We start from the raw sequence: 22400 nt of genomic DNA on the forward strand, positions 1-22400 counted from the left end.
TAGGTAAGCGGTAATTGGTAATCGGTAATTAAGCCCAGGCGCATCTAAATTTTACAGTCAAGTGTGATGAAATTCTTGTGGGGTGTCCCGCCGGAAAAATATAACGCAAGCTGCCGGACAGCTTAATACCAATTTAAAAAAATAATTCAACTTGAGGCAAGCTCTAAACGAGGATCTTCATCAGTCATTCCCAATTATTCCCTTCTAAAATCTAAAATGGTATAAGTTCCGTTCTGGATATTCGCCACAACAAAACAGAAAAAAACCCGGTTTTTTGGAGAAACCGGGTTTCTGAATACCCTCAAAGTTCTACGTTTAATAAAGTTTTGATTCTTCACTCAAAACTATCACCTTTCACAACTTAAAACTCTTGAGATTTTGCTGTTGTTTTTGCCCGATCGAGCTTTAAAATCAACACCCCCAAAGGTGGCAAACACAAGTCGATCGAATAAGCACTGTTGTGGAACCACCACTCCTCAGTCCACTTACCGCCCAAATTCCCCATATTGCTGCCGCCGTACTCCCGCGCGTCGCTGTTAAACAACTCCGTATAGAAACCTGGTTCCGGCACTCCTACGCGATAGTGAGAGTGCGGCTGGGGCGTAAAATTGCACACCGTCACCACAAACTCGTCGCCATCCTTCTCTCGGCGCACAAATGCCACGACGCTGTGTCGATTGTCGCTGCAATCAATCCACTCAAACCCATCCTCAGCAAAATCTTGACTGTAAAGTGCCGTTTCGCTGCGGTACAAATTGTTCAAATCTTTAAAAAACAGCTTCAACTTTTGGTGCGGCTCGAATTGCAGCAAACGCCACTCCAAATCCCCCCAAACGTTCCACTCTTGCCACTGGCCGAACTCCATCCCCATAAAGATCGTTTTCTTTCCGGGATGAGCAAACATAAAAGTAAACAAACACCGCACGTTTGCAAACTTTTGCCATTCGTCTCCTGGCATTTTCCCGATGATGTGGGCTTTGCCGTGGACTACTTCATCGTGGGACAAAGCCAGCATGAAATTCTCGCTGTGGTTGTACCACATACTGAAAGTTATGTTGTTCTGGTGGAATTGGCGGAACCACGGGTCCATGTGGTAATAGTCGAGCATATCGTGCATCCAACCCATGTTCCACTTCAGGTTGAAGCCCAAACCCCCTACATAGGTCGGCCATGATACCATCGGCCAAGAGGTAGATTCTTCGGCGATCGACAGAGCCCCTGGGAAATAGCTAAAAATGACGTGATTCGCCTGACGCAGAAAATCCGCCGCCTCGATATTTTCCCGGCCCCCGTACTGGTTGGTCAGCCATTCTCCCGGTTCGCGACAGTAATCCAAATAAAGCATCGAGGCTACGGCATCTACGCGAATCCCGTCGATGTGGTACTTGTCAAACCAGAACAGAGCGTTTGATACTAGGAAATTCCGCACTTCGTTGCGGCCGTAGTTAAATACTAGGGTTCCCCACTCTTTGTGTTCGCCCTTGCGGGAGTCGGCGTGTTCGTACAAGTGAGTTCCATCAAAGAAAGCCAAGCCGTGGCCGTCTTTGGGGAAATGTCCCGGTACCCAGTCCACCAGTACGCCAATGCCGTTGGCGTGGCACTGGTCAACAAAATACATGAAATCTTCAGGTTTGCCGTAGCGGGAAGTTGGGGCGAAATAGCCGGTGACTTGATAGCCCCAAGAACCGTCGAAAGGATGTTCGGCGATGGGCAGCATTTCGATGTGGGTGAATCCCAAATCTTTGACGTAGGGTATCAGCCGATCGGCTAATTCCCGGTAAGTCAGAAAGCGCGCCCCGGGATTCAGTTCCGAAACCTGCACTGGTGGTTCTATTTCCCCATTTGGTAGCACGGCGGGTTCGTCAGTAGCGGCGTGCAGCCAAGAACCGATGTGGCATTCGTAAACCGAAACCGGCTGCGTCAGTTGGTCTGTGTGTCGCCGCTTTTCGATCCAAGCGCTATCGTGCCAAGTGTAGGTATCTAAGTCGGTGACAATTGATGCTGTTTTCGGCCGCACTTCTTGCTGGAAACCGTAAGGATCGGACTTTTCGTAGGGATGTCCGTCTTGGTTTTTCACTTCGTATTTGTAGGAAGTTCCCACGGATAGTCCCGGAATAAATAATTCCCAGATGCCGTTTTGCGATTTCCGCATTTGATGTTTGCGGCCGTCCCAATAGTTGAAATCCCCTAAGACAGAGACATTGCGAGCATTCGGAGCCCAAACGGCAAAATATACTCCTGTGATGCCGTCTACTTCGGTGAGGTGCGCCCCCAATTTTTCATAAATCCGGTGGTGGTTGCCTTCTGAGAATAGGTGCTGGTCGAATTCTGTGAGTTTTGGCGATCGAAAGGCGTAGGGATCGTAGATGAAGCGCTCGTGTTCCCCTTCTTTGACCCGCAATTGATAGTTTGCTAGTTCTGGGGTGTCGATCGTACATTCAAAAAAGTGAGGGTGATGCTCTGATTTCATCGGGTATTCGGCCCTGGCCTCCGGCAAAACTACGGATACCGCATCCGCATTCGGCAGATAAGCTCGGACGACCCAGACTTTTTTGCCATTTTCTTCGATCGCGTGAGGGCCTAGCACTTCAAATGGATCGTGGTGCTGATTCCAAACAATGCGGTCAATCTGTTCAAAGGGGACGGTCGCGGGCATAAAACTACTTACCTCAATCTTTTAACTAAATGGCTTTCAAAACCTAGAGCGGTGCTGCACTTTACATTTCGATACATTTTTGATCGCTGATCCTACCACTGATTAGCATGATCTTGCCTGCTGCAGCTCCAGCGCGCGCCCTTGCACACACAGCAGGCTGTTGCCTTGCCGGCGGCCGAGCTGGGGTTTTGCTGCTAACATCTAAGTATAGAAATATTAAAACAAATTGAAAAATTTATATTTTCCCAAAATATCCTTGACTTATTTTTTAATAGGTGATATGAAAAATTTTCAAACTATTGTCGATTTGCCGCGGCAGGAGGGTCAACCCTGTAAGTGTTGGGCAGCAGTTAATAGTTTACCTGGAATTTTCATGCAGGGACGATCCCCCGATCGGTAGAATTTCACATCCCGGAGGCTGGGTTTCCCCACAAAGTCGGTGAATTTTGGCAATACGCTCAAACAGCGAAGGATGCTCAACTCGGTATTTAGGAATCAAAGCTAAAGCACTCAGCAGGGCAACAGTAGCTAGCAATATCTGCCATCCTCAAGGAATCGCCTACGAAAAAACTAGCACCATCTTACCAGCGACGGTGCAATAGGTTTAAAGCAGCACTCATGCTTAACAGGAGTTAGTTTTGCCGAGGCAGGGTTAATACCGAACTGGCGCTGCGCCAATTGAATCACTAAAGGCTCAAAACAGACCGGTCGAGGTGCTTGCCCGCACCGGCGCGAAACTCGTAGTCAACAAATCGAGTAGCAATGCCGATGCTTTCATCCCGCCAGTTTTCGAGTATCCAAGCCTCAGCTTGCTTTCCTCTCGTCTGCAGGCAACAGCGGCGGGGAAGGAAAACGAGACTCGATCGAGTGCCAAATTTTCGTCGAGTCTGCGAGATCCTCCGGTTGATATTCAGTTGAGGCAGCAGCACTGGCAATGTCCTCAAACATCCTGTCACAGGATTGAGTTTCAAAACGTGCAGGCCGGGAGTCAAATTTTATACTTGAAAAGGAATGTTTTTGTAACGCAGCGAATCAGCGGACTTTGCTGCTGTAAGGGGACGTACTGAACTTTAGTAGTAAAAGTATCAGACAATCACTAACACCCAACTTGAGACCTAGACCGATGAGATGAAAAAATGCGAGGAGCGAACCATTTTTCACCCCGAGGCTAGGCTCGTTGGGAACCAACTCCGGGATAGCCCTAGTTAGGGAGTCTTTTTAGGAGCAGGGGCAGGGCTAGTAGTTGGAGTGGCCTTTGGAGATGGAGAAGAAACAGGAGGAGTAGTAGTAGTAGTGCCACCGGGAGTGGGGCTAGGGGAGCTGGGGCTGGTGGCATCACCGCCGCAGGCGCCGAGGGCTGCTGCCAAGCCCACTACCAAAGTCAAACGAATTAATCCCTTGTTCATAAAAACTCCTTAACATTGAAAACCCATCGCAAGGAAGGGAATAGTGTACTTGAGAAACAATGCTGGCACGAATAGCTCAACGATTCGCTCGTTGATTACAATACTGCATTTATTAATAAATTTCACATAGATTATCGCTAACCAGCAAAGATTTCTTTTTTTTGGCAAATCCTGAAGTCAAAGAGACCAGTGGTAGGATGGGTTGGTTGGCTTGTGAGGTATCCTTGGTAAGGATAGCCGATCGAACGCAGATGGCCACCACTGGCGATCTGGGAGACAAAAAACTCTTAACCTCAATCAAGCTGAAGCTACCCCACTTTACGTATTGGTGAACTTTATGACCGCTGCTATCAGATCCCCGGATTCTCCGCGCTCCCGATCGACCCGCAAGCCCGCTGCTGGCACAGCCAAAAGCAAAGTTACTTCTATTGCCCGAGCTAGGCGGGCGAAGACAGGGCCGGTATTGCCCAACTACTCGCCAGCCGACGAACAGGCGATTGCTCGATCGTCCGCATCAGTGCTGAAAGTCTTGCCGGCTCGCCAGCAGCAGCCAGTGTGGTTGCGATCGCTCCTGCGGACACAGCGCGCCTCCTCAGTGGTAGCAGTTATGCTTTTGGGCGGTGCTCTGAGTCTCTACGGCTTGACAGTTTACGGCGAGCAGCGCTGGAGTCAGGAGTATCAAAAATTGGAAACTCTGCGCCTCCGGGAACAGCAATTGAGTGCTTCTAGCGAAGTCTTGAAACACCAACTTGCTAAAGAAGCCCAAAATCCCGAAACCGGTTTGGCTCCGCAGAATCCTGGGGACACGATTTTCTTGCAGCCGGCCCCTGAAACTCGATCGCCCGTTGCGGCACCAAATTCTGAGCCCGCTCTCCAGAATCGAGCCGGTGTGGAAACACCCCTGGGCTATTAAACCTGTGTCAAAGCGAAGAGCGCCCGAGGGCCTGAGTGTCCGAGGGCCTGAGAATTGGAGGATCTAATTTCCTTTTTGACTTTTTTGCAAGTCGCGATCGATTTTCGGCTCCCAACCGGAAGTTACAGATTAAAAATAATTAAGACCACTTCAAAAAACAGAATGCAACTGTAGGTCTGATCCAAACCCTGATAGGGATTGCTCATTCCCAAGTCTTGAAATTTATATTATAAAATCTAAATTATAAATTCTAAATTATAAATTCTAAAACGCTCTAACTTGCTATTGAATTTTTAATGCCATGAGCTACGACCCCCGTTTTGACCGCTACAGATCGCCGAATTTCAAACGCCCAAAACCGTCGGGCGATTCCCTACGGGATAGCTTCGCCGCGCGTACTGGGTGGGAAAAATCAGCCAAACCTAGATCTTCCGGCAGTTTCGGCCGCTCGTCACAACAGACGGCTGCATCTTGGGGGCGACCGGTGGAGCGTTTAAAGCGCAGCAAGTTCCGTTTATGGGCCGTGTGGGCGGTGTTGATGCTGGGGGGGCTGGGGCTGGCTGTGAATTTGTTTTATTTGCAGGTGACGCGAGCTCCGGCGCTGCGTAAACAGGCCGAGCAGCAGCAAACTCTCAAAACGAAGCCCTTTGTACCGAGACGCCCGATAATTGACCGCGCAGGTAATGTTTTGGCGATCGACAGACAGGTGTACACGCTCTACGCTCACCCGAAGTTGTTTAACCACTCGAAGGCGGAAATTGCTGCTAAGTTGGCTCCGATGCTGGCGATCGAACTTAGTCCGGGCACTACGTCGGAAACTGAACTGATACGCAGGTTTAATCTTGCTGAAAGCGGTATTACAATTGCAGAGTCTCTGCCTCAAGAGGTTGCCGATCGCGTCGCTCAGATGCAAATTAAAGAGAGTCTGGTCGATGGCTTGGAGTTGCTGCGGCAGCAGCAGCGTTTTTACCCGCAGCAGGAGTTGGCGGCGGATATCCTCGGTTATGTGGACGGGGAACGGAAGGGACAAGCCGGGGTGGAATACAGCCAGCAGAATTTGTTGGAACGATCGATGCCGTCGATTCAGTTTAGCAGGTCAAGCAATGGGAATTGGGTTCCCGATCGGCTGACGGCGGGATTTGTGCAGCTTGATGACTTGAAATTGCAATTGACGATCGACAGTCGCTTGCAGCGGGCTGCCCGAATTGCCCTTAAGGAAAAAATGAAGCAACACGATGCGAAGCGGGGCACAGTGATTGTGATGGATGCCCGTAACGGGGAATTGCTGTCAGTTGTGGCGGAACCTTCTTATGACCCGAATCAATATTTTAATTTTGATTTGTCGCGCTATAAAAATTGGGCCGTAACTGATGTTTATGAGCCTGGTTCGACTTTTAAAGCGATTAATGTGGCGATCGCTCTGGAAGCGGGTGCGGTGAAACCTAATACTGTGTTTAACGATGAAGGTCGGATTTACATGAATCCCTGGACCATCCAAAATTCCGATTACAAAGTCGTAGGCGCGCGCGGCCCTTCGACTGTTACTGAGATTTTGAAACATTCTAGTAATGTGGGGATGGTGCACATCATGAGAACCATGAAACCTTCTCTTTACTATCAAGCTTTAGAAAAACTCGGACTCGGACAAACTGCAGGAACTGATTTGCCTTTTGAAGTAAGCAGTCAACTTAAAAATCGAGAGCAATTTATTAACTCTCCCGTGGAAGTTGCTACTACGGCCTTTGGGCAAGGTTTTTCGATTACTCCGATGCAGTTGGTGCAGCTTAACGGCGCTTTGGCTAATGGTGGCAAGTTAGTAACTCCTCACGTTGTGCGGGGACTTTTTGATAGGGACGGTGAAGCTTATTGGAAGCTTCCGAGGGCGGTTCCGAAGCAGGTTTTTTCGCCGGAAACTACTAAGCAGGTGTTAGAAATGATGGAAACTGTGGTTGATGGTGGTACGGGGAAAGCTGCACAAATTCCTGGGTATCGGATTGCTGGAAAAACGGGTACGGCTCAAAAAGCTAATGCTGGTGGGGGTTATTCTGACAAGGCGATTATTACTAGCTTTGTGGGGATCATGCCTGTGGAGGCTCCTCGGTATGTGGTGCTGGCGGTGATTGATGAGCCTAATCAGGGTTCTTCGGGGGGTACGGTGGCGGCGCCGATTGTGGAGTCGGTGATGGAGGCGCTGATTTCTATTGAGAAGATTGCGCCGAGTAAGAAGTAGTTGATTATATCTGAGATGTGGCGTCAGGAATTGACCTCGAATATAACGATCGACAACAGGGCTATTGATGACACGGCAATGCCGTTTCTTTCCCTACGCCAAAATAATTCATCGCCCTGTCAGTAACAATATCTTTTGTTTTCGTTGGGTTTTGATTGTCTTTCGGAGGTGCGTTTATGTCCTAAAAGAGTGGAGATGATGATGCAGCGTTGGCTGTTTCTTAAGTTGGGATGATATAGTGTTAGGGTTCCTTTGGCCCTTATACTCGTTAGCGTGCAGTCGTGGTCGCTTCGAGATACCGGGCAACCTCTGTGGTTGAACATGACGCGCCGGATTGTGCCGTTTGTTTTTTGATCGTTGCTTTCATTTACTTGGAGCACTGTTGTTTCATCTGGATCTATTTGAATTTGCGGTTCTAGGTTTTTCCATTGACTGTCTGGTATTTGGGCTGGGGGAATGTCGGCTGGGTGAACGGCTATTTGTACATTTTCTCCTACTTGTTTGAAGCTGGCTTGCCATGAAATTTTGGATCGTTTGGCGTTGCTGTGTGCAAGTTCCATTGCCCAATAAGCTCGATCGAGCGATACCTTTAAACGGTGGTTGTTGATGAACATTAGCCAAGAGGGGGCGACGATCACACAAAATATTCCTATGATTAAAATAATTATCAATAGCTCAATCATTGTAAAACCTGCGGCAGGGGTAGTGGCTCTGCCTTTGAGCGTTTTATTTATTGACACGTAGATGCACTCCCTGATATTTAGCTGACCAAAAAACAGCTAGGAGGAGCTATTTTTTTTTATTGGGTATATTTTAACTTTGGGTTTGGCGAGTGTGTAGATCGGTATTTACTGAAAATTGATGCGACTTTAAAAAAACTGCGGGTAAGGAAGGGCAGTCAGGAAACGGTAGTGCGGTTTCCCTACAGCAATTTTGTCGATCGCCCGATCGCATCAGAGCCCGAAGGTATGTAGGGAGAATCTCTCTTTTACAGCCAAGCTAGAAATTGAAGTTTTGAGGCAGGAGGCAAAAGGCAGGAGGCAGAAGGAAAGGCTCTCCTGAGTTTATGGCGTAAAATATAGCAATCAATACAGTTAAGTAGGTAGGCGAGGTAAAACACAATTATGTAAACGATTGTAAAGTACCCTTAGCCCTAAACGTGGCTAAGTTAGGGCTGTTTACATACTGTTAGATAGCTCTGTTTAATCGCGCTTACCTACTTCAGGATACTCAAATATATGCAATACAAAAACGGTATGCCAATTGCCATTATTGGCGCGGGAATATCAGGCATTACGACAGCCAATATTCTCAAGAAAAATGGTTTCCAAGCAGTTGTTTTCGAGAAATCCGAAAAGATTGGCGGAGTATGGACACTTGCATACCCAAACGTACACCTGCAAAATATCAGGGAACAGTATCATTTATCTGATTTTCCCTGGCCATTCACCCCTGATTTACATCCCACCGGAGAACAAATCCTGAATTATTTGGAGCAAGCGGTCAATCATTTAAAGCTTGATGTGCGGTTAAATCATGAAGTTATCAAACTCCAAGAAACAGAAGATGGCTGGCTATTAAAATATAAAAACCAGGATGGGGTTCACGAAGAATTATTTGGATACGTCGTTGTCTCAGTTGGGCAATATACAGAAGGAAAATATCAACCTGAATTTCCAGGTATCGAAGATTTCGGTGGGAAAATCATCACTGAACGGGATGTGCACGCGCTTGATATATTTGATAATCAACGAGTTGTAATCGTTGGCTTCGGAAAAAGCGCTTTGGACATGGCGACTTTCGCAGCAAAACAAGGAGCGCAAGTAAATCATGTATTTCGTACACCGCGCTGGCTGGTGCCAGAACGAATTTTGGGCGTACATTTTTCCTACCCATTATTCAGCCGTTTTGGAACAGTGATGATGACAAGTTGGGCACATCCAACCGCCATTGAACGTTTCCTGCACAATCGCCTTGGCTTCATTGTTTCAGCTTTTTGGGATTTGATTGCATCCATCTTCCGCTTTCAAGTTCAGCGAAATGTTTCTGGAACAGATCAAGAGGCCCAGCGCCGCATCAAAGCTGTACAACCAGATCACAAACTATTGCCTGATTTACGTTCAGCCACAGCGGTTGCCCCTGAAAATTACTATCCGTTTATTGCAGAAGGAAAAATCTCGCCCCACCGTGCAGAATTATCGGGTTTTTCGCGAGAAGCAGTAAAGTTGAAAAATGGTTGCGAGATTCCATGCGATTTAGTCGTTCTATCTTTGGGTTCGCAAACGCCGATTTTTCCATTTTTGCCTGATAAATATCGAAGAATGTTGGAAACCGAACCCGATGGCGTGCAGTTATATCGCCACTTGCTTCATCCTCGCATTCCTGGCATTGCCTTTGCCGGGTTCAATCATGGATATATGCACCTGCCAGCAGTCGAGATTGCCACACAATGGCTGTGTGCTTACTTGCGTGGTGAACTTGAGTTACCTTCCACCGAAAATATGGAAAAAAGTATTGAATATATTCGCCAGTGGAAACGCGCAAATATTCAATTTGAACCTTCGCGATCCTGTGCGATTAACACTCGCTTTCAACAATATATTGACATCATGCTTAAAGATATGGGCGTTTCTCCTTATCGAAAATTGCCTAACATTTTCGCTGAGATATTCGGCAGATATCAACCATCTGATTATCTTGGCGTATCGGAAGAATATAATCATAAAAAGAAAACTCTATCTACTCCACTACACCCTCTTCCGTTGGATACATGATTGCTTTCCTAGCTTAAGTTGTTACCTGAGCAATGGGCCCTGCCTGGGAATACAAATCGCTCGGCTAGGCCTCCAATTACACTCACCAATACCCAATTTCCAATGCAAAATTACTTTGATTTTTTCGGACTATTCAAAGAGTTAAGATGATTGTTCATATCCTGCAAATATTTTGATAAAATTGGATACTGTGAAGTTGCTAGTAGTGCATCTTTTTTCTGGCTGACAGTTGTTTCTAAGGGCAAAACGCGATAGTTTGTTTTATTGTTCTGAGTATAGCGGTGCACCCAAGTAGGATGTGTTTTTACTTCGGTAATTTCTGTGGTTTTTTCGGGAAATCTTTTGCGAATATTTACTTGCAAAATTACGCCTAAGTCGGTATATTTTTTATTCTGACCGGAAATGAAGTTTCCCATTGAATAAATTGCTACAGCTTTGCGGGTTTTGCCATTTTTTGCGGGGAAGTTAAATATTTTGTAAGGTTGGACGACGTGGGGATGGCTGCCGAGAATGATGTCTGCACCAGCTTTTAATAGGTTTTCCACTAATTGTTTTTGTTGGGGGTTTGGCTGTCGCTGATATTCATCGCCAAAATGCAGGGAAATTGCGATAATATCTGCTCCTTGTTTTCGCGCTTTGGCAATGTCTTTGATTATCTTTTTTTCGTCGATTAGGGAAACTAAGTAATCTTTGCCTTTGGGTATGGGAATGCCGTTGGTGCCGTAGGTGTAGGCTAGCATGGCTAGTGAAATGTTGTTTTTGGTGCTGATTAAAGTGCGTGAAGCCTCGGCGGTAGATGTGGCAGTTCCTGTTGAGGCAATTTTACGATCGCTCAGATTGGCGATCGTCCTAATTACTCCTTTTTCTCCACGGTCTAAAGCATGATTGTTCGCCGTTGTCAAGATATTAAATCCAGCTTTTTTAGCAGCATCCGCTAATTGAGCCGGTGCGTTAAATAGCGGATATCCCGTATATCCGCCCGCATCTTCCCCCGCTAAAGGTGTTTCGAGATTTCCGATGACCCAATCGCCTGTAGACAGGATACTTTTAACTGGTGCGAAGAAAGTGTCAAAATTGTATGTTTTATTTTTTGCGTCGTAGCCCGATCGCGTTTGGGTACTGTGCATCATGATGTCGCCGACAGCAATTAGTTTTGCTTCTTTGATCTCCGACTTTGGTTCGGCGGGAACAGGGGCTGCAATTGGCGATTGACTTTCTGTAGGCTGTGTGTTAGTTTGTGGCGTTTGGATATTGCAGCCTGCGATCGAAAGCATGGCAATTACCGAGAGCAACCGACGAAAATTCATGATTTTTGAGAGTAATTTGTCGGGTTATATGATATCATAACTAATTTAGTTACGGCTAAATATATGAAAAAAAACTATCTAATTCTTGCCTTTATTGTTTTTGTATTAATTACGGGTTTTGGCGTTTTAACTTACGCTCAAACTTCGGTCAATCGACCTTTTGAATTTGCCTTGATTGGCGATTTGCCCTACAGTGCCGAACAGGAAGCACAATTTCCGAATTTGATTGCAGATATCAATAGATCGCCCGCAGCGTTTGTCGTCCACGACGGCGACATTAAAAACGGTTCTAGTGTCTGCGATGATGCAACTTTTCTCAGCCGCAAGCAGTTATTTAACTATTTTGAAATCCCATTTATTCTAGTTTATGGTGATAATGAATGGACGGATTGCCACCGATCGAAAAACGGCAGTTACGATCCAGTAGAAAGACTCGCTAAACTGCGGGAAATATTTAGCAACGGTAATCAAAGTTTGGGAAAGCGCACCTTAACTCTCACCCGTCAAAGCGAAAACCCGCAGTTTGCTAAATTCCGCGAAAATGTTCGCTGGATTTATCATGGCGTTGTGTTTTTCGCGATTAATATGCCGGGAAGCAACAACAATTTTGGCCGCACTCCCGAAGCAGATGCAGAATATGCCGATCGCAATTCAGCTAACTTAGCGTGGATCAAAGAATGTTTTGCTTTAGCCAAACGCAGCAACAGCAAAGGAATTGTATTAGTTGCACAGGCAAATCCGGGATTTGAACTCGATCCGACGGACAAAAGAAGAAGTGGCTACAACGATTTTATCGCAACTCTGGAAACAGAAACAGGCAATTTCCCAGGGCAGGTTGTATTCGTCCACGGCGATACTCACTATTTCCGCATCGATAAACCTTTACCATATTTTACCGATGAGACTCAACTACCGAGAATGAAAAATTTTACTAGAGTTGAAACTTTTGGTTCTCCAAACGTGCATTGGTTACGGGCTTTTTATGACCCAAAAAATCCTAATCTGTTTGAGTTTAAGCAGCAGATTGTTCCCGAAAGTTAGGCGAAATAGCACAATTTTTAGGCAAGATAAATATTTTTTGGGATTACATTGAAGATAGGTAGAATCGAGGAATTTATTTATGACGATCGCAACTGGGCGCTTCACCCTGGAAGAATTTCTGAAACTGCCAGAAACCAAACCGGCCAGCGAATACATTGAGGGGGAGATTATCCAAAAACCGCTGCCGAAAATAAAGCACAGCCGATTGCAATCCAAAGCCTGCAACGAAATTAATCAGGTGACGGAAACTCCAAAAATAGCTTATGCTTTTCCAGAGTTGCGGTGTACCTTTGGCGGTCGATCGATTGTTCCAGATATTGCGGTACTATTGTGGGAACAGATTCAATTTGATGACAGCGGCGAACCAGTAGATGATGTGCGAATTGCGCCGTATTGGGCGATCGAAATCCTGTCGCCACAACAAAGCTCAAATCGCGTAACTCGAAAAATTATTCACTGTCTTCAACATAATTGTCAGTTGGGGTGGCTAATCGATCCAGACGATCGATCGATTTTAGCGTTTTTGCCCAACCAACAACCGCAATTCTGCGAAGGTAGCGATATCGTTCCCGTGCCCGAAATGATTCCCCTGAATATCACCGCCGAACAGGTGTTTAGCTGGTTGAGAATGCAACAATGAATCAGGGCGATCGTCTTTTTTGTACGAATTTAAAAAATCTCCCGGTTGGGTTTGTAGTGAGGAATGCAAGTCCTCATCTAAACTCAGGAATGAAGTCCTCACTACAAACCAAATTCCCTATTGTCGCCACCTGTCAAATTGGTCTTCGGAACAGCCATTAATAAATTGATTGTTCACCCAACCGTCAAGGATTGTCAAAGTTTCATTAGGAGGATTACCCGAAAATCTAGCGGCAATTTTCACCCAATTACCTTGTCTGCTGACAGCCCTAACTCCGTCTCCCCTTTTCAATTTAGCAACAACCGCGTACTTATTGCCTGGGCCTTTGCGAATGTTAACAGCGCCACCTTCACCTGTAATAAATGAGCAATGAGTTTGCTTTTTTAAAGCTTCTGCTTTTGCGGGAGCAAGATTTTGCTGCTTGCCGAAAACAGGAAAGCTGTAAAGCGAGAAGCTAAAACTTGCAACGACGGCTGCAATAAAAAAGGCTTTTGATTGAGTAAAAATTAGCATTATTTCATTTCCTTGGATTGGCTGAACTGAAGTCCTGACTATAGCAATCCTTGCAGGAGTCCTAAACTTTTTACCCCACCCCAACCCTCCCCTTATCAAGAGGAGGGAGTAAGAGATTCACAAATGATTTAGAATTGCTATATGATTTTTTCGAGAATGACTTCAGTCCTTACTACTAACTATTATTTGACCGAGGCAAACCATTCGGTAACACCTTGGGCGATCGCCTCAGCTAATTTCTTTTGTTCTGTCGGATTCACAATCCATTCAAACTCTTCGGGATTGATCAGAAATCCCAATTCCATTAAAACAGATGGAGTAACGGCAGGACGAGTCATGGCTAAGTTGTTCCAGAATACACCATAGCTCGGACGGTTCAACTTGGCAACTAAATAATTGTGCAAAAACATTGCCAAACTGTGCGCTTGCGGGTGAAACCAGAAAGCGCCGACTCCTTTAGTCTTAATGGCGTCGCCGTTATCTGGCAAAGCATTGTAGTGAATTGAAATTGCGATCGCAGGTTCTTCTTTTTGAATCATTTCCACCCGTGGCGGCAAATCCAAATCGACATCTTCTACCCGCGTCATTACCACATTCGCGCCCCGATTTACCAATTCCTGTTGCACCAATTTCGACACTGTTAAAGCTACTGTTTTTTCCCTAATTCCCACTGGACTCACAGCACCTCCATCCTCCGGCCCGCCGTGTCCCGGATCGATGAGAATCTTAATTCCCGACAGGGACTTTGCTTGCGAATTGGGCACCGCGCTTGTATTGGCAGGCGGGTTTTTTAAAGACAGCACTAAAGTTGTGCCCTCGTATCTCAACTTGTAACCCCACTGTTGGGCAGATTTGAGATTAAAAGTATATTGTACTTGCAGTGGCGCGATTTGTTGCCATTCCAAACGCGAAATTACCGGGTCATCGGAGAGGCGAATAATGTCAGTTTGAGCGGTAGTATTGTACAGGGTTAAAGTGAAAGTGCGTTCTCCTTCCTGCACGGTGACTGGGACAGGTGTTTCTAAGGGAAATAACACCTCTGTCCAGCCGGAAACTTGACGCGAACTGGCACTGCGAATAATCGATCGCGGAGGTACTGAATCCTTGACAATTCGCACTTCCGATGCTTTAATCCAAGCACCGTAATCGAGTCTGAGCCATTCTCCCTCGCGCCCGATAATTGTTGCTCGCGTGCCCTTCGGCAGCGGTGTCATCCGAGAAAAATCTGTACTTGCCCCGGTTCTGGCGACACCAGGATCTGCTGTTACTTCGGCTATTTCTAAGTCAGCCGGAGAAAGAATAGAAATTTTGCCAGTACCTTGTTGGCTGATAGTTTGATTATTCATTGTTAGCTCAAATACAGGCACTCCTAATTCAACTTTTTCAGCATTGGACAGCGAAGAGTTAGACTCATTTTCCACCCTTGCCAAGGGAGAATTAGACTCATTGCCCCCCCTTAGCAAGGGGGGGTTGGGGGGGGTTTTACCGCAGCCTTGATACTGTTGGCTACCGCCTTTCTTGATCGGGGAATTTGCGTCTAATAGTACAGATGCGTTGTCTGGTAGTTCAACTTGCGATCGCGCTTTTAAAGGAATAGTAATGCCCGCCAATTTTACCGAAACTTGAGCATTCGCCGGTGCGATCGCCCCAAAGCAAATATATTCCCCCGGCAAACTCGCGACATCGACTTTCGGCGTCAGGGAATCTTTAGCAAAAGCCAATCCTACAGGGGCTTCCGGCTGATTCGACTCGCGCGTCACCTTAATTTTGACTTCCTGATTGTCGTAACGCAATGTAAAGAGATTTTCGCCGAGTTGCAGCGGAAAAGTCGGGGCGAAATGCCCGGATGCGGTGCGAGAAATTTGGTTGCCATTTACCGATACTTGTCCCGGTGCGGGCGCTGTGCCGATTAAAAAGATGCGATCGGCTGTAGTTTTGTGGTTGGCGGGAGGATAAGCGACGAACAAAGGTTGAGCGGCGACAGCTACAGAGGCGATCGCCATTATCATCCCAAACACAACTAATCCTAAAAATTTTCTCATTCTAAATCGCAACTAATTGAGAGTCGGTGGATTATTTATACTAGAACTTGCCCTAAGAAACCGGATTTCAGAGGATTAGTCGTAAGTCTTATTTACTAGACAGATCCCATTTTATCAGGTTTGTAGTTGCAATTGAGCGATCGGCAATATAAATTTCCGCGTAAAACCATTAAGTTTTAATTAATTCCGAGGTGGTTCTCCACAGTTGATCCAACCGATTCGCCGGCATCGTCAAATACAAAACATCCCCCGTACTCAAACAACAATTGAGTAAATCCCAGCCGTGGAGAGTTTGACACTTAGTTTCCACATAAAGAGGCACAAAATCCGCAGACTTAGCAGCATCTTGAATACGGTGGCCACAGAAAGGATGGTTTGGCGTAATCAATGTGGCCAAGCAAACCCAGAGACTATCAGCAGTCATTCCGTTGCCCAAAATTCGGCCTCCAATCGCCGCCGCCGCGAAAGCAGGAGCCGCCAATTCCGTCGGGTTCAAAACTCCTTCAAATTCAAAAACTTGCTGCACCATTAAAGCAAAATGTGGGTCTTGATTGCGAACAATAACTGATAGTTTTGGTGCTAATCCTTTAGCGCTCAAGGCAATTTCGACATTAGACATATCGCTGCTAGTAACAGCCAAAAGTGCGGCCGCTTGCTTAACATTAGCAGCTTCCAAAGTAGCGGGTAAACTGGCACTTCCCTGAATGACCGGAATTTTCATTGAGCGAGCCGTGTTCAGAAACCGGCAGTTTGGATCTTGCTCGATCGCCACAATATCGTAACCGTTAGTGTGCAGTTCTTTAGCAATTTGGATACCGATTCCTCCGAGTCCGCAGATAATGTAATGATTCCGCTGCGGAACTCGCGCCACATCCCAATATTCGGTAAAGCGAGTTCCCAATACATAATCGTTGAGCAGTGCGTAGCAGATGCCGATGATGCCAGCTCCAACTAACATCATGACAATTGTAAATAGTTTAATGCTTTCGGGAGCTTGTTCGGCAACTTTTTCATGGCCTCCGGCTCCGGTAATCATCCCTACTGAAAAATAGAGAGAATCAACAATTGAGATATTATCGTCAACACAAATATAGGTAGCAGTAGCAACGGCAATCATTGACAGTAGCGTTAGTACAACAATTACTGCTGCTTGGCTGTGCTGTTGAAATCGGCGCAGGTTAGTTAAGGTTTTGAGCAGTTTTTGACTTAAATTTTTTTGGGGGCTACGCACAGTTGGCTGAGTGGCAACAATTAGCCGATCGCCCTGCTGACACTGGCGATCGGTAAGCACCGCCGATACTAAATCAGTTTTGTTAGCAGCCGGCAGATAATAAATCAACATTCGCGATCGATCGTCCCACAAATCGCTCAGTTTTCGATTTTTCCAAGGATGTGTTTCATCAATATATTCTTCGTGAATCGGCCAAGTGCGATCGAACAAACGCAACTGTCCGATCGCCTGATTTCCGAGAGCCGCAAAGGCAAAAACCGGAGCCGCCAATGATGAAACACTCATGGAAGTGTGATCGGGCAAAGTGTGGTCAATTCTGTCGCCCAAGCTAGTATTGAACAATCTGTTGATGATGCGAATCTGAGGATTGAGAATTCTCGCTTGCATCAAAATTGCCAAATTTACAGCATCATCGTCTCCTGCAATTACTAAAGTGTGAGCGTTTTGAATGCCCGCTGCCAACAAGGTAGAAGCTGCTTGCAAATTACCGACAACCACATCAGAAGTTTCGCCGCGAATTGGGCGATCGCTAATACCAACCACAATCGCTCCTTGCTGTCTCAACAAACAAAAAATCTTGTGTCCCGTGTGGCCCAACCCGCAAACAATGATTCGAGGTTTCATAAAAAGTTATTTGCCAGCCAATTTCGGAGCTGTCCTTGTAGTTTTACTTACCATTGTTGACTCTCCTGGCTTTGCAGAATGTAGCTAAAAAGACTATCTAGGAAACTTGTGCCGCCGTGGCCTGGAAGTTTTGAAACAAGGAAAGGACAGTGCCGTGTCTCTGCAGCCGCGTTCCCAAGTTTTGAAACAAGGACAAAGCAGTGCCCTGTACCTACAGATATGAGGTGCAACTAACCTAATTTAAGATTTGAAAAATATCCGGGTGCGACAGCCAACCAGCAGAATTTGAATAGGTAGGGACACTGCCCTGTCCTACAACTATGACTTCCTACATAAATTTAGCTGCCTTAGCGGCAGGAGTTATTATGAAATTCACTGCACCCTTATTAGCATCCGCTTTAGTTTTCGCCGGTACTGTCGCCTTTGCAAGCCAAGTGCAAGCAGCTCCAACGAGCAACTGGAATAACACTAGAACAACATTTCAGTGCGTTACTTCCGGTCGCAATTTTGTCACTATTGCGCGGCGGGGAAATGTCACGACAGATCCGATGATTCTGTGGAAATCTACCGAGTTCGGCCGCGAATATACACCTTGGCAGCGCTGTCAAATTGTTTCCAATAGATTGACCAAAGCTGTTGCCCAGAATGGCGGAAGATTGAGCAATTTGCAGTTAACAACAGGAATTGTTAATAACTTGCCCGTAGTTTGTTACGTGAACGGACGGGGGCGCTGTAACTCTCAAAATCTGCTGTTCACCCTAGACAAGCGCAATGCTAAAAATCCCGGTGATGCTTTAACGAGATTGATTAATTTTGCCCAAGACGGCGGCGGGCCAGTTACAACGTTCAGAACAGGAACTCAATCATCTGCACCGCAGTTTGTTCCTTTTGGAGATATGGTCGATCGAGCTTTTAATTCTCCAAACAATAAACCGTCAGTTCCTGTAGCAAAACCGCAGGGCGATCGAGGTATTTAATCTCCAATTCTACTCGTTACCAGGCTCTGCCTGGTAACACAGATCCGGAGGCTCTGCCTCCAATTGTGATGGAAGCTGGCGAGGCAGAGCCTCTGGATATCGGTTCCCAGGCAGAGCCTAGGAACCAGTTAACTAAAAAAACTACACTGCCACCCCTTCAATCCTCTCATCAGTTAACTCGTACAACTCGCGCAACTGCTGCAACTTATCCGCATCCGGCTGCCAAAAACCCCGCCCGTTAGCCTCCAACATTCGCCCTACAATATTGCGAAAAGCTTCAGGATTTGCCTCCCGCAACTTCCGCGCCATCTCCTCATCCAAAGCATAAGTATCAGCCGCCTGATCGTAAACCCAACTATCAGTAAAATCAGCCGTTCCGCCCCAACCAATTAACGCAGTCATCCGCTGCGAAATTTCATAAGCGCCGCCCGAACCTTGATTTGCCATCGCGTTAGCCCACTTAGGATTTAGCAACTTAGTTCGATATTCCAAGCGCAGCAAATCTTCTAAATTGCGCGGAGTTGTATCCTGAGAAAAACTTTCTACAAAACTGGTATTGACTTTTTTTCCGCGCTGCTTTTCTGCGGCTTTCTTCAAACCGCCAGTATTCGCATAATACTCTTGAATATCAGTCAAACCGTATTCCACAGAATCAATTTCTTGAATTATGCGATCGCACCCTTTCAACAACTGAGTCAAAACCTCCGGCCTCGCTTCCCCCTTATCCTTCCTCCCGTAACTAAAAACATTGCGACTTTCCCAAGTTTTCCCCAACTCATCCCCAGAATCCCAACTACCATCAACAACCCTATCGTTAACCAAAGAACCAAAATCCCCAGCCGGATTAGAAAACAACCTTGCCGAATAATTCTGCACACCTTTTGCCTGCAAAATTAAAGCGTGTTTGCGAATAAAATTCTCCGATTCCGGTTCATCCGCATCCGCCGCCCGCACAAACAAATCGTCCAACAACTCAATAATATTCACAAAGCTATCTCGAAAAATCCCCGAAAGATTTCCCAACACATCAATCCGGGGATGACCGACATCAGCTAACGGTTTTAACTCATAGCGAACAATCCGGCCAGTTCCCTCCTTCAGAGGTTCAGCGCCCACCAATTCTAGCAGAATTCCAATAGATTCACCCCGAGTCTTAATAGCATCCAAACCCCACAGCATCACTGCCACAGTCTCAGGATAATTCCCCTGTTCCTCAAGGTGCTTCTCAATAATTTTCCGAGCAATTTCGCGCCCCCTTTCATAAGCAGCCGGAGAAGGCATCCGATAAGGATCTAAAGCGTGAATATTCCTGCCAGTTGGCAACACCCCAGCCCCATCCCGCAACAAATCCCCGCCCGGTGCAGGCAGAATATATTCCCCATTCAAACCCCGCAAAAGATTAGTCAACTCATCCGTCGTTTGCAACAACAAATCCCTAACTAACAAGCCCTCCTCAAAAACCTCACCAAACCCCTCTTGTGGCACAGGCATCTTGCCTGTGCTTGTTTGTGGCACAGGCATCTTGCCTGTGCTTGTTTGTGGCACAGGCATCTTGCCTGTGCTTGTTTGCAAAACAATTGCTTTCACCTGTTCCTCCGACAACCTCTCCCCAAAATAAGCCTCAAGATAAGAGGTCATTGCCTCAGAACTAGGCGGTTCTCCGAGAACGTGTAAACCCGAAGAAAACAAGCGACATTCCACCACCTGCAAATACTCGTAAAGCTTCACCAAATAGCGGTTAAAAGCATCAGCACTGAACATTCCCACATTCTCAAAACTAAAAGCGATCCCCAACTTTCGAGCATCCTCAAACGGACAATCAGCCTCCAAACCGCTATCTAAAACTTTCTTACAAATAGCCTCTTTGAGCACATAATTCTTTGCTGTATCTTCTCGATATTCCGCAATCAAATCCCGCAAAGCCATCAATTCCTTGTACAAGCCAGCGCGACCGTATGGCGGCACATTGTGAGAAATCAAAACACCGTAACCGCGCCGTTTTGCCAACATCGATTCCGAGGGATTGTTGGCAGCATAAATATAAAGATTCGGCAAACTTCCCAACAAAATATCTGACCAAGAATAGCCAGTATTTCCCAGAGGAGAACCGGGCAACCATTCCACAGTGCCGTGCATTCCGAAGTGAACCACAGCATCAGCTTGCAAATCATTTTGCAGCCACTTGTAAAAAGCAGCATATTGAGGGTGAGGAGTCAAATCGCGATCGAACATTAAGCGCATCGGATCGCCCGAAATCCCCAGCGGCGGCTGCAAACCTATCCAAACATTGCCCAGTTGAATGCCACCGATGTGGAACTCGTCGCCGTCTGTCTTAATGCCCGTACCAGTTAAAGATTTCCACTGTTTTTCGATGCGGCTTGTTAACAGATAGCCCAGCCATTTTTCTAAAGTTTTGACATTAACAGTCTCTTTTGTGGAACGGGCATCTAGCCCGTCACAAGTAGCTTCATCCGCCTCTTTCACCCTGCGAATTAACTCCTCACCGTCAGCCGGAATTTCTCCAACTGTATAACCTGCTGCTTGAAGTTTGTGCAGGAAACTTAGCAGCGATTTCGGTACATTTAATAAAGCCGCCGTACCCGCGGCACCGTAACCGGGAGGAAACCCGTAGAGAATAATCGCAATTTTCCTTTCAGATGGCGGAGTTTGCCGCAGTTTCACCCAATTATTAATTCTACTTGTCAGGCGTTTCGCGCGATCGGGCACCAGATAAATATCCTCACCCACCAAACCGCCGAGGGGCACGGGATCGATCGCGCCATCCAACTCAGGCAAAGCATACAATACCACACTTTGCAAACCCCCAATCCCCTGACGAGTCCAAGAATGGATATCCTGAATCAGCAGAGGTGCGGACACAAAATAAGGTACATTTTTAGCAGTTAAAATGCGCTTAGCAACTTCCACCTGCCTTCCACCCTCCATCGAACCAGCAGGCCCGCCAACCAAAGGAAAGCCAATAGTAGAAACAATCGCATCAACTTCCACAGCATCTTTAGAAAGCGAAAGAGTTTCAATGTTGCCTTGTTTTCGGCGCGCAGTTTCACCAGCAGTCGTCATCCAATCCCGCACCGCCACATGGCCTTCAACGCCATTGATAAAAATCGGCAAAGGCACAATTCCCGCATCTTCAAAATAGCGAATTAATTGAGCAATATAAGGCTGTTTGGTGATAACGTGTTTGCGGTAAAGCAAGATGCCCACAACAGGAGATTTTACTTGATATGAATTTTGGAACCAATTGGTTCCAAAATTTGTGGAACGGGCATCTTGCCCGCCCCTCGAACTTTGATTACCGAGATACCAATCCAAATATTGCTGAGGCGATTCAAAATAACCATTATAATCGGGATGCAATAAACCCATATTGGGAGTTTCCACAGGCGGCGGAATTTCCCCAACCTTCAGCCCCAAATACTTTTCGGAAATAATCCAAAACATCGAGACAACATTATCCGCCCCGCCCGCATTCCAATAACCATAAATAATCAGCCAGTTGCGTAAATCCTGCACTTTTTGCACCGGCACATATTTTAATAACTTCGGCCCTACCTTCAAAAAGCTGATGTAACCAGCCAGCTTATCTTCTTCTCGCCCATTGCTGAACTTATCCAGAATAAACTTAACCGGTTTCGGCATTCCCTTCGGTTTGTCGCCAATTTTAAAAGCGCCAATTTGAGTAAGACTCATCAATTCCAAAGCCGACTCAAAAACCAGGCGAATCGGGATATTCTGCACCCTTTCTCGCAGCCACATTACCGCATCGTAATCAAACAGCAAACTCCCGAAAAACACATCAGCATTCAAGAGGGCAGCCGCTACAGCATCGGGTTCATCTGCGAGGGCGCGATCGCTAAAAACCCGCACTTCCAATCCCTGACAGCCAGAAACAGCTAACTGGGCAGCTTTGCGGTACAAATCAGCATTAAAAGATTCAAACCCTGCAATTAAAACAATGCGTTTCACAGCCCTACCTCGAAATATTTGCTTCTTTTAATGATAGACTAATTGCAGAAAATCACAGG

16 protein-coding genes are annotated in these 22400 nt (G+C 46.4%); 6 read left to right on the plus strand and 10 right to left on the minus strand.

What is annotated here, in order from left to right; translation table 11 throughout:
* Positions 1-361: 361 nt before the first annotated feature.
* The 4 genes from glgB to QUA43_RS03700 form a co-directional block, all read right to left on the minus strand.
* Positions 362-2656 (minus strand): 1,4-alpha-glucan branching enzyme, encoded by a 2295-nt coding sequence (gene glgB / locus QUA43_RS03685; RefSeq protein WP_333371124.1) that lies wholly within the window; start codon positions 2654-2656, stop codon positions 362-364.
* A 358-nt stretch (positions 2657-3014) separates the two neighbouring features.
* A complete protein-coding gene (locus tag QUA43_RS03690; RefSeq protein WP_333371126.1) occupies positions 3015-3191 on the minus strand; it encodes a hypothetical protein in 177 nt (58 codons plus the stop codon).
* 151 nt (positions 3192-3342) lie between these two features.
* The gene (locus tag QUA43_RS03695) at positions 3343-3648 is read right to left on the minus strand and encodes a hypothetical protein (protein WP_333371127.1); all 306 of its coding nucleotides are present in this window, start codon (positions 3646-3648) and stop codon (positions 3343-3345) included.
* Positions 3649-3861: 213 nt separating this feature from the next.
* Positions 3862-4062 (minus strand): serine protease, encoded by a 201-nt coding sequence (locus QUA43_RS03700; protein ID WP_333371129.1) that lies wholly within the window; start codon positions 4060-4062, stop codon positions 3862-3864.
* Between the two features lie 337 nt (positions 4063-4399).
* Between QUA43_RS03700 and QUA43_RS03705 the strand changes: the two genes are divergently transcribed.
* Together QUA43_RS03705 and QUA43_RS03710 are read left to right on the plus strand one after the other, a co-directional pair.
* Positions 4400-4975: a hypothetical protein gene (locus QUA43_RS03705; protein ID WP_333371131.1), complete on the plus strand. Its 576-nt coding sequence runs from the start codon at positions 4400-4402 to the stop codon at positions 4973-4975.
* Positions 4976-5276: 301 nt separating this feature from the next.
* Positions 5277-7205 (plus strand): penicillin-binding protein 2, encoded by a 1929-nt coding sequence (locus QUA43_RS03710; protein ID WP_333371133.1) that lies wholly within the window; start codon positions 5277-5279, stop codon positions 7203-7205.
* Positions 7206-7324: 119 nt separating this feature from the next.
* Here the strand turns inward: QUA43_RS03710 and QUA43_RS03715 are convergent, their stop codons facing one another.
* The gene (locus QUA43_RS03715; protein ID WP_333371135.1) at positions 7325-7843 is read right to left on the minus strand and encodes a transcriptional regulator; all 519 of its coding nucleotides are present in this window, start codon (positions 7841-7843) and stop codon (positions 7325-7327) included.
* A gap of 618 nt (positions 7844-8461) precedes the next feature.
* Between QUA43_RS03715 and QUA43_RS03720 the strand changes: the two genes are divergently transcribed.
* A complete protein-coding gene (locus QUA43_RS03720) occupies positions 8462-9979 on the plus strand; it encodes an NAD(P)/FAD-dependent oxidoreductase (protein ID WP_333371137.1) in 1518 nt (505 codons plus the stop codon).
* A 110-nt stretch (positions 9980-10089) separates the two neighbouring features.
* On the opposite strand, the gene QUA43_RS03725 is transcribed toward QUA43_RS03720, so the two are convergent.
* Complete coding sequence (locus QUA43_RS03725) at positions 10090-11286, minus strand: CapA family protein (RefSeq protein ID WP_333371139.1); 1197 nt, start codon at positions 11284-11286, stop codon at positions 10090-10092.
* A 63-nt stretch (positions 11287-11349) separates the two neighbouring features.
* On the opposite strand from QUA43_RS03725, the gene QUA43_RS03730 reads away from it, so the two are divergent.
* On the plus strand, positions 11350-12327 hold the full coding sequence (locus QUA43_RS03730) for a hypothetical protein (RefSeq protein ID WP_333371140.1): 978 nt from the start codon (positions 11350-11352) through the stop codon (positions 12325-12327).
* A 79-nt stretch (positions 12328-12406) separates the two neighbouring features.
* Positions 12407-12967, plus strand: a complete 561-nt coding sequence (locus QUA43_RS03735) for a Uma2 family endonuclease (protein ID WP_333371142.1) — start codon at positions 12407-12409, stop codon at positions 12965-12967.
* A 117-nt stretch (positions 12968-13084) separates the two neighbouring features.
* On the opposite strand, the gene QUA43_RS03740 is transcribed toward QUA43_RS03735, so the two are convergent.
* The 3 genes from QUA43_RS03740 to QUA43_RS03750 all read right to left on the minus strand — a co-directional run bounded on the left by QUA43_RS03740 (position 13085) and on the right by QUA43_RS03750 (position 17377).
* Complete coding sequence (locus QUA43_RS03740) at positions 13085-13480, minus strand: SH3 domain-containing protein (protein ID WP_333371144.1); 396 nt, start codon at positions 13478-13480, stop codon at positions 13085-13087.
* 182 nt (positions 13481-13662) lie between these two features.
* Complete coding sequence (locus tag QUA43_RS03745; protein WP_333371146.1) at positions 13663-15522, minus strand: N-acetylmuramoyl-L-alanine amidase; 1860 nt, start codon at positions 15520-15522, stop codon at positions 13663-13665.
* A 169-nt stretch (positions 15523-15691) separates the two neighbouring features.
* Positions 15692-17377, minus strand: a complete 1686-nt coding sequence (locus QUA43_RS03750; protein ID WP_333371148.1) for an NAD-binding protein — start codon at positions 17375-17377, stop codon at positions 15692-15694.
* Positions 17378-17742: 365 nt separating this feature from the next.
* Between QUA43_RS03750 and QUA43_RS03755 the strand changes: the two genes are divergently transcribed.
* Positions 17743-18354, plus strand: coding sequence for a COP23 domain-containing protein (locus QUA43_RS03755; RefSeq protein WP_333371150.1), 612 nt, complete (start codon positions 17743-17745; stop codon positions 18352-18354).
* A gap of 141 nt (positions 18355-18495) precedes the next feature.
* On the opposite strand, the gene bchH is transcribed toward QUA43_RS03755, so the two are convergent.
* Positions 18496-22341, minus strand: a complete 3846-nt coding sequence (bchH, locus tag QUA43_RS03760; RefSeq protein WP_333371152.1) for a magnesium chelatase subunit H — start codon at positions 22339-22341, stop codon at positions 18496-18498.
* Between the last annotated feature and the right edge of the window lie 59 nt (positions 22342-22400).

The sequence above is a fragment of the Microcoleus sp. N9_B4 genome (genome assembly GCF_036701635.1).
Classification (GTDB): domain Bacteria; phylum Cyanobacteriota; class Cyanobacteriia; order Cyanobacteriales; family Microcoleaceae; genus Microcoleus.

What these genes read in the sequence shown, in the direction of transcription:
- glgB (WP_333371124.1), bottom strand. Translation starts at nt 2,656, where the DNA reads ATGCCCGCGACCGTCCCCTTTGAACAGATTGACCGCATTGTTTGGAAT.
- QUA43_RS03710 (WP_333371133.1), top strand. Translation starts at nt 5,277, where the DNA reads ATGAGCTACGACCCCCGTTTTGACCGCTACAGATCGCCGAATTTCAAA.
- QUA43_RS03740 (WP_333371144.1), bottom strand. Translation starts at nt 13,480, where the DNA reads ATGCTAATTTTTACTCAATCAAAAGCCTTTTTTATTGCAGCCGTCGTT.
- QUA43_RS03750 (WP_333371148.1), bottom strand. Translation starts at nt 17,377, where the DNA reads ATGAAACCTCGAATCATTGTTTGCGGGTTGGGCCACACGGGACACAAG.
- QUA43_RS03720 (WP_333371137.1), top strand. Translation starts at nt 8,462, where the DNA reads ATGCCAATTGCCATTATTGGCGCGGGAATATCAGGCATTACGACAGCC.
- QUA43_RS03745 (WP_333371146.1), bottom strand. Translation starts at nt 15,522, where the DNA reads ATGAGAAAATTTTTAGGATTAGTTGTGTTTGGGATGATAATGGCGATC.
- QUA43_RS03735 (WP_333371142.1), top strand. Translation starts at nt 12,407, where the DNA reads ATGACGATCGCAACTGGGCGCTTCACCCTGGAAGAATTTCTGAAACTG.
- QUA43_RS03730 (WP_333371140.1), top strand. Translation starts at nt 11,350, where the DNA reads ATGAAAAAAAACTATCTAATTCTTGCCTTTATTGTTTTTGTATTAATT.
- QUA43_RS03700 (WP_333371129.1), bottom strand. Translation starts at nt 4,062, where the DNA reads ATGAACAAGGGATTAATTCGTTTGACTTTGGTAGTGGGCTTGGCAGCA.
- QUA43_RS03705 (WP_333371131.1), top strand. Translation starts at nt 4,400, where the DNA reads ATGACCGCTGCTATCAGATCCCCGGATTCTCCGCGCTCCCGATCGACC.
- QUA43_RS03725 (WP_333371139.1), bottom strand. Translation starts at nt 11,286, where the DNA reads ATGAATTTTCGTCGGTTGCTCTCGGTAATTGCCATGCTTTCGATCGCA.
- QUA43_RS03755 (WP_333371150.1), top strand. Translation starts at nt 17,743, where the DNA reads ATGAAATTCACTGCACCCTTATTAGCATCCGCTTTAGTTTTCGCCGGT.